Below are 14,285 nucleotides of genomic sequence, written 5' to 3'. Positions count from 1 at the left end.
AAGTAGTAGGCAGGACAGCCGAAGGCTGTTAACGACTCTAGACCGGAACACTGGGCAATGAAAGGCTATCGCCTTCCTTTCTCAACCTAACCCGCCTATGATCGACCCCAAGTAAGCTCAGGCATAGAATTGGGCCGGGTTTGTCTTGGGAAGACTTTCGACATGGTTTCCTCCTCTTCCCCCTCCTGCAATCTTAGGAGTTTGCTGGAGCGCCTCCTGGAGCTGCGGCAGCAGGTTGTAGAGGGATCCCAGAAATACTTGGCCGCTTGGGGCTGCCTTACGAGCCCTCCTGCGGCCATCCACAACCTGGCGCGCTACCTGGCGCTGCGCCAACAGGATCTGCGCAGCTTGCAACTGGAGCTGGCGGCTGCGGGGCTGTCCTCGCTGGGGCGCTGTGAGTCGCGGGTTCTGGAGAGCCTGGATGCGGTGATTGCTATTTTGGCAGCCACCCAGGGTTTGACCCATACGGCACCCAGCTATGAAGAGTTTTACGCCGGAGATACGGCACTAGAGCAGCACGCCGAGGCGCTGTTTGGCCCCCCTTCTCCCCATCGCCGCGCGCGCATCATGGTGACCCTGCCCAGCGAAGCCGCCGAGCAGCCGGAGCTGTTGCTGCAGTTTGGAGCGGGGCATGAACGTGGCCCGCATCAACTGCGCCCACGACGAGCCCTCGGTGTGGGAGAAAATGGTGGCCCACTTGCGCCAGGCCGAAGCCCAGACCCAACGGCGTTGCAAGATTTTGCTGGACCTGGCCGGCCCCAAGATCCGCACCGGCCCAGTGGCCATGCCCCCCGGCAAAACCAAGGTGTACCGCGGGGATCGCATCCTGCTCACCGCGAAGGTTCCTGAGGCCAGCGCCGATATCTCCTGCCAGGTGACCTGCAGCCTGCCGGAGGTTTTGGCCCACCTGCAGGTAGGGGCAAGTGTTTGGATCGACGACGGCAAAATCGGCGCCCGCGTGGTAAGGATCGAGCCGGCAGGCGTGGTGCTGGAGGTGGACAAAGTTGCCCCTCAGGGCAAGAAGTTGCGAGCAGAAAAAGGCCTCAATTTTCCTGACAGTCAGCTCCAGATCCGTTCCCTTACCGACAAAGACTGCCAAGACCTGGACTTTGTGGTGCGGCATGCCGACTTAGTGGGCTATTCCTTTGTCCAGCAGCCCGCGGACTTGCAGTTGCTGGTTTCTGAGCTGGAGCGGCGGCAGGCTCGCCCCGATCTGGGCTTGATCCTCAAGATGGAAACGCAGCAAGATGGAAACGCAGCGGGCGGTGAAAAACCTGCCGGCCTTGATCGCGACCGTTGCCGGCTGCCGGCCCCTGGGGGTGATGATTGCCCGTGGCGATCTGGCCGTGGAGATCGGTTGGCTGCGCTTGGGCGAGATCCAGGAGGAACTCCTGTGGATCTGCGAGGCAGCCCAGGTGCCGGTGGTCTGGGCTACCCAGGTGCTGGATCAGCTCACCAAGGAGGGCTTGCCCTCGCGGCCTGAGCTTTCCGATGCGGTGATGTCTGCCCGCGCCGAATGTGTGATGCTCAACAAGGGCCCCTACCTGCTGGAGGCGGTTGCCCTCCTGGACGAGCTGCTGGCTCGGATGCAGACCCACCAGCACAAAAAAAGCCAACGCCTGCGAGCTCTGTACTCCTGGAGGTGACCTGGAGCTGCCCTAGAGGCGGAACTTCTCTCCTAGGTAATACTTGCGCACCAAGGGATCCGCTGCCAACTCAGCAGAAGTGCCTTTGGCCAGGATTGCCCCGTCGTTGAGGATATAGGCGCGATCGGTGATCTCCAGAGTCTCCCGCACGTTGTGGTCGGTAATCAACACGCCGATGCCCCGCTGCTTCAGCTTGGCCACCACCTCCTGAATATCCGCCACCGCAATGGGATCCACCCCCGCAAAGGGCTCATCCAGCAGCAGAAATTTCGGCCCGTGGATCCCAGCGGCCAAGGCACGGGCGATCTCCGCTCGGCGACGCTCCCCCCCCGATACCTGCAGGCCCAGGCTGTGGGCCACGTGGGCGATGCGAAACTCCTCCAGCAGTTGGTTGAGCCGCTGCTGCCAGAGGCGGCGAGGCACCCCCGTTTGCTCCATGATCAGCAGCAGGTTGTCTTGGATGCTGAGGCGACGAAAAATACTCGGCTCCTGGGCCAGGTAGCCGATCCCCAATTGGGCACGACGATGCATGGGCAGGTGGGTGATGTCTTGGTCATCCAACCAGACATGGCCGCGGTTGGGCTGGATCAGGCCAGTCATGATGTAGAACGTGGTGGTTTTCCCCGCCCCATTGGGGCCCAGGAGCCCGACGATTTCCCCCTGCTGAATGTTCAGGCTAACGTCGCTCACCACCTCACGGCGGCCATAGCGCTTACAGATGTTTTCTAAGTAGATCTGCATAGGGCCGGCACAGGGCTGCTGATCAATGCTTACTGATTCTGTAGGGCTGATTCTCTCCAACCGACAGGGATCCCGGCTGCCGCAGCGCACAGGCTACTTCCTCAAAGATGCCCCAAACCCCGCCCACAATCCAGGGGAGTGTAGGCAAAGTGGATCCCTCTCAAGCCAACTGGAGGGATCCTTAATGGGGTTCTCATATAGCTCACGGCAACTGCTCGCCCCCCTCAAAATGGGATCATTTCACTAGGGGATCCCTGGCCTTCCCATGCTTCGCTGCCCAGCTTGCTACTGGCTCAACTCCAACTCCGATTATCGCTGTCGTCGCTGTGGGCACTTTTTGCGCCATCGCCCGCTTCCTGTTGCCGAGAAACTCAACCCAAGAAGGCCAACAACCAGCCCTGCCGGCTGGCGGGAAATCCGCTGGGATCGCGTCCTGACTTCCTCGGCAATACTCGGGGTTTTGGTGGGGTTGGGGCAACTGTCTTGGCATTGGGTGCAGCCGCTGCTCAAAGATCCACCCCTTCCCAGTGTTGGCAACGGCCCGGCAGCTTCGGGACGATAGGACTCCAAACGTCATCCCGCCCTGAGAGAGCCTGCTATCAGGTGGGCCAGACAGACCTGCGGAGTGGCCGAAGCCAGAAGATGCCACTATCATGTGACCAGCGCAGAACCATCCCCCTCTGCTGTGTCCCTTCACGTAAACCTTCAAAATTGTGAGGCTTGGTAACCATGAACCTCAATCTCAAAGTTCCCGCCATTTGGGCACTACTGGCCACGGCAGCCTTGGCTTCCTCTGCCGTAGCCACAACCTACAACTCTTGTTTTATGCGCTACCTCATGGCTTCCCGCACCTGTCCCAACTGCCGCCTGGGATCCATTGAGCTGAGCAATCTGGATTTGGCGGAGGCCAATTTCAGCGGTTCCGATCTCATCGAGGCCAATCTGGAGCGCACCATCTTGACGGGCGCCGATCTCAGCCAGTCTTACCTGGTGGGGGCCAATTTGCGGCGGGCTCAATTGGGGGGAGCCAACCTGAGTGGCGCTTACCTGGAGGGGGCAGACTTGCGGGGGGCCAACCTGCGGGGGGCCGATCTCTCTTCTGCATCCCTGTACGGCGCCGACTTGCGGGGGGCCGATCTACGCGACGCCAACCTGGTTGGGGCTGACCTGCGCTTTGCTCGCACCTGGGGCGCACGCCTGCAGGGTGCCGTTCGGGAATAGTGCCAAAGGCCGAAGCCAGCTTCCCCTCTCCCTCTCTGGGAGAGGGACTAATGAATAACGCGTACTAATTGCGTAATGCGGATGGCGAGACTCGAACTCGCAAGGCAAAGCCACACGCCCCTCAAACGTGCGCGTATACCAATTCCGCCACATCCGCTTCCGAGCCTAACCATCATAGCGACAGAGGGGTGGAGTTGTTAAGGGCATTGGCCATTTTGCAGCTATGGCTTGTCCTGCCTCGGCAAAGTTAAGGCAACTCCACCGACGTGGGCTTGGAAGCGTGGGGCAGTCCCCACCCCAACTTCTCTCGCATAACCCGGAAAAATTCCGGTCGGCGCAGGCGCATCAAATCTGTCCAATAGGGGGCACGTACCACCCGAATCTGGTCTTCCGGCATGATGTAGCAGCCGGCATTTCCATCTACCACCAAAACCAGTGGCTGAGGGGTAACGGGGCTAATCCATACCTCCTCCGAATCGGGGAAGACCAAGGCCCGCGACGCCATGGAATGGGGGCAGATGGGAATCAGCTGCAAAACCGGCACCCCCGGTGTGATCACCGGCCCACCCGCCGAGAGGGCATAGGCCGTCGAGCCGGTGGGAGTAGCCAAGATGACTCCGTCGGCAGCCACATCCAGAGGTGAGTGATCCCCGATGGTGATCTCGAAGTGGCACATGCTGGTCAAAGGCTCGCGGTGCAACACCATCTCGTTTAAGCTCAAGACCTCCCAGCGCAATTCTTGCCCTCGGTAGGCTTGCACCAGCAACATGCTGCGGCGATCCAGGGTGTATTCCCCGGCAATGGCGGCACTGGCTGCCTCTTCTAGGTGAGGAAGGTAGGTCTCCGTCAGAAAGCCCAGATGGCCCGTGTTCACCGCCAACAAGGGGATCCCTTTGGGGGCCAGTTGCCGTGCTGCTGCCAAGACGGTGCCATCTCCCCCCAACACCACCGCAAACTTCATGGTTTGATCAAATCCAGCCGGGGCCAGGCTATCTACTTTGGTCAGGCAGATGGGGCTGTCGGGCTTGGCATAACCGAGGATACCGCCCCAGTTGGGGGCCACACAGACTTCCCAGCCCTGCTCCTGAAACCAGCGGGCTAGGGTTTCGCTGCTGCGTTTGGCGGCGGGTTTGGCGTCGTTGTAGAGGATCCCGGCTTTGGGCTTGGTCATGGGCAATGGGAAGGCAGAGGTGCCAAAACTCTATCAGTTCTGCAGGCCCCTCTGCTGGCCAGGTGATCCATTCCACAATTTCTGCCAGCAGACTTCGCTGATACATTGACGCTGAACAAGACGGGTAGCTTGCACGGCGAGGCCATACACTGCTGCCCGGGGCTGCAGCGATTGCATCCTGCTCGTTGCCAATCGGCAGCTCAACCCTGGCAGGGCAAGAAGCTACGAGAAGCTACGAGGAAAAACGAGTGACGGCAGGTTGGAACGAGTACCTCAATCGACAGGGCGACCCCGGTACATCAGTCGGTACTTCACCTGCGGGGTCAAGTCTTTTTGCCCTGGATCCCCTTCCGCGGTGATGGGTTGTGGAGGGGCGGTGGGAGAGTGGGCGCTCGGCTGCGGGGGAGGGGTGGAAGAAGATGTACGGCTGACCTCCGCCGGCCATAAGCCCGCTTGCTTCAGAGCCCTGTGGAGCGCCTCCGTGTCAATAGGCAAAAACCACCTGGCAGCCTCGTAAATCCGTTCGAGGGAGTGGAGAAGGTCGCCGGCCTCCGCCAAGCCAGGGATCACATCTGCTGCCCCCTGGTAGATTGCCCAGCGCCGCTCTGCGGGCTCGATGTGGCGGCGGGGGTGATGAGTCAGGATCACAGGGATGTTGGGCAGCTTGCTTTGACACTCTCGACAAAAGGCATAGGGGTTAAACAGCCCCGTCGTCATGTCCACCACCATCAGATCCAAATCCAGAGGCTGGCTTGTTGCCGCCTCCAGCAGATCTTCACGTGGGGAAATCGGCACCACAGAGTGCCCCTGAGACTCCAGCGCCAACTTCCAGAGATGAATTTGCGAGGGCTGGCCCTGAGCTAGCAGTATGGTTTTTCTCACAGTGGATGGAGATATGCGAGTAGAAGGAAAGGCAAAGGCTTGCACCACTTAATAATCCGTCGTACGCCAGAATCTTGTGCGGGGCGTAATGTAGCATTCTTAGGGGAAGCAAATGGTAACCGGATATACAGATATACAAGTGTTGCGGTTTAAGCCCGACGCTCCATACCCTTAAACCTGGATCCCCAGCAGCCGACAGCCAATTTCTGGGTGCGGCCTGTCCGACGGCCTCAACGTTTGTCTTGCTCAATTCAATCTGGGATCCCTTCTTTCTCGCTTTCCAATTCAGCTTGCAGGGCCTGCAACTCTTTTGGGGAGAGGGAGCGGAGCCTCTCTTGAATCTGCTGGGTCTCGAAGCTGGCCCATTGAGCCTTCAGGGTCATTTCCCCACGCAGCACCCGCTTCAGGTAGCCAAAAGTCCACCCCAAGCAGGCCAATAGAAGCACCACGCTCGATATCTGCTGCGCGGCCCCCGTATCCAAGCCCGCCCAAAGCAGCAGGCCGTAGAGGATCCCTCCCCCCAGCAGCAGGGCCAAGCCTATGCCAAGAACGTCCAATCTGCGCATGGCTCAGTGGATCGACAAACGGCTGACCTTACAGCGACCGAGGCTTGGGCCGAAACGTCATGAAGGGAGCCAAGAGCACCATGCCGGGAAAGAAAAACAAGACCAAGAAAAACATCAGCACCTTTTCCCAAGCACTGCCTGAAGTCCAGCGTTTGTCCACGTACAGCAGAGACAACAGAGGCAGCACCAGCAAATAGAGAACAGCCAAACCGGCATAAGTTAACCCAATCAACGATGTAGTAGAAGCCATGTCGAGTGCGCTCCGCAGCTAGACCTATGTCCAACAAATCTAACAGGATTGTAAAGGGATTTGTCAGCTTGGGGGAGTTCGTAACTCAGCCAACTGACCACAAACTGACTACAAGCTGGTGCTGATCGCCCCAACGGGGCAGGTGGCAACACACTGTTCGCACATGACACAGCGGTTGCGAGAGAACTCCAGCTTCCAGCTGGGAGCAGAAATCTTCAGGGCCTCGGTTGGGCAAACTCCCGTACACAATCCACAGTCCACGCACAAGTCTGGGTCGATTTGAATTTCCTTGGCCCGTTCAGTCACCTCAATGCCCAAAGACTGTACCCATTCCAATCCTGCTTCCACCTGGTCGATATCCCCTGACAGCTCCACCACCAAAGTGCCCACTTCGTTGGGGGCTACCCTGGCGCGCACGATATTGGCAGCCACATCGAAGTCTTTGGCCAACCGATAGGTGAGAGGCACATTCACCAAATGGCGGGGGAAAATGAGGGTGACTCGTTTGCGCACGGATCTTGCACGGATCTTGAGTGTTTTGAGTGCAGCAACTTCCTTCAGTATGGCAGGCTTGTGAGGTTCAGTTTGGCCGTGAATGCAGCTCACTTCCACCCTCCACAGGACACCCAAGGCGAACCCCACAGCGGTAGGGCGGGGCTTTGAACCCAGTTTTTCGGTGAGCTCAGCTTCTTGGGAAGATCACCAGAGGCAGCGCGTGAGACAACGGCGCCATTATCAGCGTGCCCCTCTCACCAAAAGCTATCTGTGGAAGCCGACCCAGAGCCTGCCACAATAGGATGGAGAGCGTCCCCGATCCCTATGAACCCATCTTTTGCTCAGCCCCGTCTCAACTCAGAGCAGTACCGCCAGATGCTGGTGCGGGATGGCGAACGTCGCTTCCGCGAGTGGCACACTGCCTTCCTCAAGTATCAACAGCAGTTTTTGCAGGAGATGAAGCAACTGCGTCTCCAGGGTTCTTTGCATCGCTGAATGGTTAATGCCCACCGTCCCCACCTTGCACCCGCTGCCAGTCTTTTCCAAGCCCGATCCCTCCCCAGGGCCTACGGCCCGCCAAGACGAAGGGCAAGAAACTTTGGAATTGTTGGAGTGGCCCCGCCTCTGTCAACACTTGGCCACCTTTGCGGCCACACCCTTGGGCCGTCGTGCCTGCCTAGAGCTGGATCCCTGGCAGAGCCGCGCCGATAGCGAAGCCTACCTCGATCAGACTGAGGAAGCGATCCGCCTCGATCGCACACAGGCCGGGGGACTTTCTATGGCAGGGATCCACAACTTGCTGCCGGCTTTGGAACGGGCCGAACGGGGGGGGATCCTGAGCGGGGAAGAGCTGGTGCAGATCGCTACAACTCTGGGGGCAGCCCGCCGCATCCGCCGCCTGATCGATGATCATGACCATCTGCCCCACCTGCAGGCCTGGGTGAGCAACCTGCGCACCTACCCGGAGCTGGAGCAGGAGATCTTCCGCTGCCTGGAGGAGCATGGTGAGGTGCGGGACAGCGCCAGCCCTACCCTTGCGGATCTGCGCCAGCAGCAGCGGCGGCAACGCAGCCAGATCCAAGAGCAGCTGCAACAATTGATGAGCCAGTATCCCCAGGCGCTGCAGGATACCCTGATTGGCCAGCGGCAGGGGCGGTTTGTCCTGATGGTGAAGGCCACCCATCGGGATCTCATCCGCGGCCTTGTGCACGACAGCTCTGCCAGTGGAGCCACCCTCTATGTGGAGCCCTACGCTGTGGTGGAACTGGGCAACCGCTGGCGAGAAACCCAAGCTCAGATTCAGGCGGAGGAAGAGCGGATCTTGGCCGCGCTCTCGGCTCAGGTGGCAGCCGTGGCCACCGATCTGGAGCATTTGCAGGGGGTGATGGTGGGGTTGGATGTGGCTCTGGCTCGGGGTCGCTACAGCCTCTGGCTGGACGGCAATCGTCCCCAGTTTGTCTCGGCAGGATTGCGCCTGCGTCAGGCCAAGCACCCCCTGCTGCTCTGGCAGTCCCGCGCCGCTGCCCCTTCGGAGGGTCAAGGCTCTGCCGTTGTCCCTATCGACTTCACCCTCGCGGACTCCATTCGTGTCGTGGTTATCACCGGCCCCAACACCGGCGGCAAAACCGTTGCCCTGAAAACCCTGGGCCTGCTGGTGCTCATGGCCAAGGCGGGGATCTTCCTGCCGGCTCAGGATCCGCCCCAGCTGCCTTGGTTCGACGGGGTTTACGCCGACATTGGGGACGAGCAGTCGCTGCAACAAAATCTCTCCACCTTTTCGGGGCACATCCGCCGCATCAGCCGCATCGTGCAGGCCCTGCAGTCTGCTCCGGAGCCGGCCCTTGTCCTGTTGGATGAGGTGGGGGCGGGCACGGATCCCACCGAAGGAGCTGCCCTGGCGGCTGGGCTATTGGAGTACCTCTCGGAAAGGGCACTGCTCACCCTGGCTACCACCCACTACGGCGAGCTAAAGGCCCTGAAATACCAACATCCCGGCTTTGAAAATGCCTCAGTGGAGTTCGACGAGGTCACCCTGGCCCCCACCTATCGCCTTTTGTGGGGGATCCCAGGCCGCTCCAACGCCTTGGCCATTGCCCAACGGCTGCAGTTGGATCCAGAGATTCTGCGGCGGGCCCAGCGGCACCTGCAGGGGGAAAGCCAGGTGGATCAGGTGATTGCCGGGCTGGAAGCGCAGCGGGCTCAATTGGAAGAGCGGGCGGCCCAGGTGGGATCCCTGCATCGAGAGCTGGAGAGCCTACATCAACAAATGCAGCAGCGCAGCCGCCAAATTGCCGAGCGAGAAGCTCAACTGGAGCACAAGCAAAACCAAGAACTGCAAGCCCTGTTGGCTGCTGCCCGTCAGGAAGTGGCTGCCGCCATCCGCAGATTGCAGCAGGGAGAGGATCCCCAACGCATTACTGCCGAGCTGGCGCAAATCCAGCAGCGCTACTCTCCCCCACCGCCGCCCGTGGATATGGAGTTTGTGCCAGAGGTGGGAGATCGGGTGCGGCTGAGAGGCTTGGGGCAGACGGGGGAAGTGATCGCCATCGAAGGAGATGTATATGTAGTGCGCAGCGGCATCCTCAAATTCACAGTGCCACGGGGGCAGTTGGATCCCATTGATGAACACCAGGCTAAGCAACGCCAACGCCCCAAAGCCCCACCTCCCTCCCCTGCAGCCACCGCTCCCCTGAACCTGCGCACCAGCCAGAACACCCTCGATCTGAGGGGGAAAACCGTTGCTGATGCTGAGGCCATTCTGGAACAGCACTTTGCCCAAGCTCCTCCCGGCCCGGTTTGGATCATCCACGGCCACGGCACAGGGCGCCTGAAAGCCGGCGTCCAGGCTTATCTCCAAAATCACCCGCGCGTTCAGCGTTTTTCAGCCGCTGATCCCGAAGACGGCGGTACTGGAGTGACCGTGGCTCACCTGCAATGAGGCTTACCGGTGCCGGAGGGGACTCAGATCCAGATCAGATCCAAAGCCGAGATAAAGCTCCGGGCCCCAAGGATCCACAGGGTTTCCGAGGGCTATCATCTCCAGACAGCCGTGAGCTCAAGCTTCCCTCCCCCCTTCGGAAGAGAGAATAGGGAGGGTTAAGTTGGCTTTATTGGGTCGGAGACCGGACAAGTGCCGGGCAATGTCTCAAGCTTGACTGTGGAGCACTGCCGCTGCTGAGCTGACGGGCTGGGATCCCTTCTGTTGCCGCTGGCTTTGCCAGAGCCAGTAGCCCCGCACCAGTTGGCTATCCCCAATGAGCTTCAACATCACCGCCACCGTTGCACCTGTCCAACTGAGAGGCCCAAAGGCGGTGCCTGCTGCTGCCAACAGCGCCAACCCAGAAAGATTTAGCCCCAAGCCTTGCACCCACATCCACAAGATAGTCTCGCGTTCTGACATCTGCCCGCTCCTAGGGGAGAAATAGGATAGCCCTACTGTCCTGAATCTGAGCGGAGACGGGGATGGGGTTGAGCCTTGACACCGCTGCCCAAAGCTGCACACTTGGGGGGGGCGGTACTCCCTAGGGATTGGCTGCTTGACCCATCCACTCCTGCAATCGGGCCAGAGCCAGCCGCTTCTGGGCAGCGGAGCGTATCGTGCCCTCCGTGAGCCGATTGAAGCCATGCACCAACCCCTTGCCCCCCAAAGCCACCAGCGTTACCCGATGGGTTTGCCCTGGCTCAAAACGCACTGCGTTGCCGGAAGGGATGTTGAGGCGCATGCCAAAGCTGGCGGCGCGATCGAAAACCAGGGCCCGGTTCACCTCGAAAAAGTGAAAATGGGATCCCACCTGAATGGGCCGATCCCCTCGGTTGGTAACCTCCAGGGTCACGGTGGCCCGTCCGACGTTGGCTTGGATGGGATCCTCTGCCAGCAGCAGTTCCCCTGGGATTAGGGCTGGCTCCGCGTTGGCGCCAGGCGTGGTTTTGGATTTGCGGCCAGAGGGCATGGGGACAACCTCCTGAAGTTTTTCGGTCTTTGGAGCATCTGGGGGATCCCTAGCGAATGGGGTGGTGTAGGGTAACCAGCTTGGTTCCGTCGGGGAAAGTAGCCTCCACTTGAATTTCCGGGATCATCTCTGGGATCCCGGGCATCACGTCCTCGCGGGTCAGCCACGTCAGCCCCTCGCTCATCAATTGGGCGACTGTTTTCCCCTCCCGCGCCCCTTCCAAAACCGCTGCGCTCAAGTAGGCCACCGCCTCAGGGTAATTGAGTTTGAGGCCCCGCTGCCGCCGATCCCGAGCCAACTGGGCAGCCAGGTAGATCAACAACTTGTCTTTCTCCTGGGGGGATAAGTACATGGGGCAACCTCAAAGATAAAAAAGGATACAAAGAGGACAGCAGCAGGCCCAGTTGGCCTAGAGTTGACTCAACTTTATATCACCTCTGGGCAAAAAAAGGGGTCTAGGCTAGAGGGGATTTCCCTTTCTCCTGCACAACCCACAGCCTCAACCTCTTTCGGCATTGGGTGTTGCGACTCCCTTCCTGGGCAACCCGTCATGAAAGAGTAACAATAGATGCATACAGATGTATTTAGACGCGAAAGTTTGTCTAGATTCGTATCTCAACCCTGAGTTGGTCTATCCTGGAGCAATTTACCGGCTCTGTTTAGCACTTCCCTTTAGATAGATAGGTGTTGACTGGGTTCTTTTGATCGGCTATGAAACTCGAACTGACTCCCCGCCAGCGGAAGATTCTCTGGGCGACGGTGCGCAGCTACATTGCGACGGCTGAACCTGTCGGTTCCAAAACCTTGGCCCAGTCCTATAACTTTGGGGTGAGCACGGCCACCATTCGTAACGACCTGGCCACCCTTGAGCAAGTGGGATTGCTGTTTCAGCCTCACACCTCCGCCGGACGGGTTCCTTCCGACTTTGGCTATCGGGTTTATGTCAACGATTTGTTGACCTCTGCCAACAGCGGTGGGATCCCTCACGATGCTCCTCAGCCGGATCCCCATCCCGCTCTGCAACAGTTGATGGATCAGCTTGGCCGTGAGCTGGGAGATGACTTGGACAGTCTCCTACAAAGGGTGGCCCAGCTTTTGGCCCATCTGAGCGGTTGCATTGCTCTTATCACCCCTCCTCAGGGGCCGGTGGTAGCCATTCATCATGTGCAGTTGGTGTCGGTAGCGCCAGGGCGGGTGATGGTGTTGGTGGTGACCGACTCTTATCAAACCCATTCGGCTCTGGTCAGCCCCCCCGACTGGCCCAGCGACTCCCGCGAGGATTTGGAAGATGAACTGCAATTGCTCAGCAACTTTCTCACCCTGAAGCTGCGGGGCAAAACCTTTGCCGAGCTGCAGGATCTGAGCTGGCTAAAACTGGATGAAGAATTTCGTACCTACAGCCATTGGCTGCAGCAACTGCTGCGCTCGGTGGTGCAACGGTATCTGCAGCCCTCGCTGGGACAGGTGTTCAGTGCCGGCATGGCCGAGTTGATGCGTCAGCCGGAGTTTTCCCAGGCCCGGCAGGTGCAGGCGGTGATGCAGTTGATCGAGGAGGGAGCCAAGCAACTGCAGGGGATGATCGGGCTCCATTTTGCCGATGGGGGTGATCCGCAGTTGGCGCATCTGCCTCCTCTGCCGAGCTCAACGGAGATGGATCAAGAGTCAGGACAGCCTGCCCCCAAGATCCCGGTGATCATCTACATTGGCAGCGAGAATCCACTGGAGTCTCTGCACCACTGCACGGTTATCGCCTCCACTTACCACCGTCGCTCGGCTCCTCTGGGTACGGTCACCTTGCTGGGGCCGACCCGAATGGCCTACGAGCGCAGCATTGCTGCTGTGCAGGCGGTGGCCTCTCATCTGACCCGAGCTCTTGCCTAAGGGATCCCATGAAGGCAGGCAGGGTCTGGGTTGCACCTGAGCAATAGCAAGCTGTGGCCAGGCTCTCTCCTCTCCACCTGCGGGTACAGTGCGCCATTCGGCAGCAGCAACTTCTTCACCCTGGCCAGCGACTGCTGGTGGCTTTTTCGGGCGGGCAAGATTCTTTTTGCCTGCTCCAGATCTTGCGGGATTTGCAGCCTCGCTGGGGCTGGCAGATATTTGTTCTGCATTGTGATCACCGCTGGTCGGCAGATGAAACGGAGTGTGCCCGCTTTTTGCAGGGGTGGCTGCAGCAGCAGGGACTACCTCATGCTGTTGAGACTGCGGATCCCATCCGCCGAGACGAAGCAGGGGCCAGGGCTTGGCGCTACCAACAACTGGAGAAATGGGCCCGCACCTGGGACTGCAGCGCCGTGGTGATGGGGCATACGGCCAGCGACCGGGCCGAGACATTTTTATGGAACTTGCTGCGAGGGACAGGAGCCGCCGGGCTGAGCAGCCTAGATTGGCAGCGTCGCCTGGACGACCGGGATCCCACCTCTGCCCAGGTGGTGCGACCCCTGCTGGAGCTATACCGTTGGGAAACCGAACAATTTTGCCAGCAGCACCAATTGCCGGTCTGGCCGGATCGCAGCAACCAAGATCTGGCCCATGGCCGCAACCGTCTCCGCCTGGAGGTGATGCCCTACTTGAAGCAGCACTTTAATCCGCAACTGGAAGCGGCCCTGAATCGGGCTGCCACGCTGCTGCAAGCAGAACATGAGCTGGTGGTAGCCCAAGCAGCTCAGCTATGGCAGCAGGTGTATGAGCCCGCTTTGCCAGGGCTGCGACGGGATCCCTTGCGGGCTGCCCCCTTGGCTCTGCAGCGGCAGGTAATGTTCCAGTTTTTGTCCCTGGTGTTGTCCCACCACCCCACCTTTGAACAGGTAGAAGCCGGGATCCAGCTCTTAAAAGCAGACCGAGGCAGCCGTAGCCCCGATTATCCAGGTGGGCACTGGCTGGAAGTGAAAGGGGATCACTTGGTTTGTTTCCATTAATTTTTCCATTAATTCCACTTCCCCGAAGGGAAGCGACTGATTCATTAATAGTAAGTATCACCACTGATTGTGGCAATACTTGGATACGATTAGCATCTTATGGTAATAATACAGGCCCGAGTCCATTGGCTACAGCACCTGATATGACCACTGCATTTATACCTACCCCATCACAATGGGCAACCAAGACAATAGATTTAAGCCCGTATGCTTCTCAAACCGCCGCCAGAATCAGATTCCAATTGCGAACCAATTGCGAAGTGGATGGGGAAATGTTACTTATCTGGATGATATAAACATTAGTGCTGCAACCAATACACCACCAAGCGCTTCTTTTAATGTTTCATCAACTACAGCCTGTTAAGGGCTCAAGGGGTACAATAGCAGCACTTAGCAAACCAACTTCGGAAGGAGGATGGATTGATCAGTAGTAAAGAAGTCTTCA

Annotated in this window: 15 protein-coding genes, 1 tRNA gene and 1 pseudogene; 7 read left to right on the top strand and 10 right to left on the bottom strand. The window is 59.1% G+C overall.

Features of this window, described 5'->3' with window-relative positions; all coding sequences use genetic code 11:
* Positions 1-162: 162 nt before the first annotated feature.
* A pseudogene (locus tag ACVW0B_RS06100) lies at positions 163-1,646 on the top strand (pyruvate kinase).
* A 12-nt stretch (positions 1,647-1,658) separates the two neighbouring features.
* On the opposite strand, the gene lptB reads toward ACVW0B_RS06100, so the two are convergent.
* Positions 1,659-2,387 (bottom strand): LPS export ABC transporter ATP-binding protein, encoded by a 729-nt coding sequence (lptB, locus tag ACVW0B_RS06095; RefSeq protein ID WP_414344406.1) that lies wholly within the window; start codon positions 2,385-2,387, stop codon positions 1,659-1,661.
* A gap of 265 nt (positions 2,388-2,652) precedes the next feature.
* On the opposite strand from lptB, the gene ACVW0B_RS06090 reads away from it, so the two are divergent.
* Together ACVW0B_RS06090 and ACVW0B_RS06085 are read left to right on the top strand one after the other, a co-directional pair.
* Positions 2,653-2,949, top strand: a complete 297-nt coding sequence (locus ACVW0B_RS06090) for a hypothetical protein (protein ID WP_011433947.1) — start codon at positions 2,653-2,655, stop codon at positions 2,947-2,949.
* 167 nt (positions 2,950-3,116) lie between these two features.
* Positions 3,117-3,608: a pentapeptide repeat-containing protein gene (locus ACVW0B_RS06085; protein ID WP_457491216.1), complete on the top strand. Its 492-nt coding sequence runs from the start codon at positions 3,117-3,119 to the stop codon at positions 3,606-3,608.
* Between the two features lie 76 nt (positions 3,609-3,684).
* Here the strand turns inward: ACVW0B_RS06085 and ACVW0B_RS06080 are convergent.
* The 6 genes from ACVW0B_RS06080 to ACVW0B_RS06055 all read right to left on the bottom strand — a co-directional run bounded on the left by ACVW0B_RS06080 (position 3,685) and on the right by ACVW0B_RS06055 (position 6,990).
* Positions 3,685-3,765 (bottom strand) — tRNA-Leu (locus tag ACVW0B_RS06080).
* A 90-nt stretch (positions 3,766-3,855) separates the two neighbouring features.
* On the bottom strand, positions 3,856-4,779 hold the full coding sequence (locus tag ACVW0B_RS06075; protein ID WP_011433945.1) for an NAD(+) kinase: 924 nt from the start codon (positions 4,777-4,779) through the stop codon (positions 3,856-3,858).
* Between the two features lie 273 nt (positions 4,780-5,052).
* Entirely contained in the window at positions 5,053-5,661 is a 609-nt protein-coding gene (locus ACVW0B_RS06070; protein ID WP_457387930.1) for a response regulator, read from the bottom strand.
* Between the two features lie 251 nt (positions 5,662-5,912).
* The gene (locus tag ACVW0B_RS06065) at positions 5,913-6,227 is read right to left on the bottom strand and encodes a DUF3007 family protein (RefSeq protein ID WP_457491215.1); all 315 of its coding nucleotides are present in this window, start codon (positions 6,225-6,227) and stop codon (positions 5,913-5,915) included.
* Between the two features lie 28 nt (positions 6,228-6,255).
* Positions 6,256-6,477 (bottom strand): NAD(P)H-quinone oxidoreductase subunit L, encoded by a 222-nt coding sequence (gene ndhL / locus ACVW0B_RS06060; RefSeq protein WP_414331907.1) that lies wholly within the window; start codon positions 6,475-6,477, stop codon positions 6,256-6,258.
* 108 nt (positions 6,478-6,585) lie between these two features.
* Positions 6,586-6,990, bottom strand: a complete 405-nt coding sequence (locus ACVW0B_RS06055; protein WP_414344412.1) for an NIL domain-containing protein — start codon at positions 6,988-6,990, stop codon at positions 6,586-6,588.
* Positions 6,991-7,296: 306 nt separating this feature from the next.
* Between ACVW0B_RS06055 and ACVW0B_RS06050 the strand changes: the two genes are divergently transcribed.
* Positions 7,297-7,467, top strand: a complete 171-nt coding sequence (locus ACVW0B_RS06050; RefSeq protein WP_187147233.1) for a hypothetical protein — start codon at positions 7,297-7,299, stop codon at positions 7,465-7,467.
* Between the two features lie 7 nt (positions 7,468-7,474).
* Positions 7,475-9,910, top strand: coding sequence for an endonuclease MutS2 (locus ACVW0B_RS06045; protein ID WP_457491214.1), 2,436 nt, complete (start codon positions 7,475-7,477; stop codon positions 9,908-9,910).
* A 207-nt stretch (positions 9,911-10,117) separates the two neighbouring features.
* On the opposite strand, the gene ACVW0B_RS06040 is transcribed toward ACVW0B_RS06045, so the two are convergent.
* The 3 genes from ACVW0B_RS06040 to ACVW0B_RS06030 all read right to left on the bottom strand — a co-directional run bounded on the left by ACVW0B_RS06040 (position 10,118) and on the right by ACVW0B_RS06030 (position 11,274).
* The gene (locus ACVW0B_RS06040) at positions 10,118-10,372 is read right to left on the bottom strand and encodes a hypothetical protein (protein ID WP_457491213.1); all 255 of its coding nucleotides are present in this window, start codon (positions 10,370-10,372) and stop codon (positions 10,118-10,120) included.
* Between the two features lie 121 nt (positions 10,373-10,493).
* A complete protein-coding gene (locus ACVW0B_RS06035) occupies positions 10,494-10,922 on the bottom strand; it encodes an urease subunit beta (RefSeq protein WP_457491212.1) in 429 nt (142 codons plus the stop codon).
* A 49-nt stretch (positions 10,923-10,971) separates the two neighbouring features.
* A complete protein-coding gene (locus ACVW0B_RS06030; RefSeq protein ID WP_011433938.1) occupies positions 10,972-11,274 on the bottom strand; it encodes an urease subunit gamma in 303 nt (100 codons plus the stop codon).
* A gap of 359 nt (positions 11,275-11,633) precedes the next feature.
* Here ACVW0B_RS06030 and ACVW0B_RS06025 point away from each other — a divergent pair, with 359 nt between their 5' ends.
* The gene (locus ACVW0B_RS06025; RefSeq protein WP_457465939.1) at positions 11,634-12,803 is read left to right on the top strand and encodes an HrcA family transcriptional regulator; all 1,170 of its coding nucleotides are present in this window, start codon (positions 11,634-11,636) and stop codon (positions 12,801-12,803) included.
* A gap of 53 nt (positions 12,804-12,856) precedes the next feature.
* Positions 12,857-13,840: a tRNA lysidine(34) synthetase TilS gene (gene tilS / locus ACVW0B_RS06020; RefSeq protein ID WP_457491211.1), complete on the top strand. Its 984-nt coding sequence runs from the start codon at positions 12,857-12,859 to the stop codon at positions 13,838-13,840.
* Positions 13,841-14,285 lie beyond the last annotated feature (445 nt).

It is taken from the genome of Thermostichus sp. MS-CIW-23 (assembly GCF_054059455.1).
Note: the sequence above shows the minus strand (reverse complement) of the source record. Positions and strands in the feature narration are given on the sequence as shown.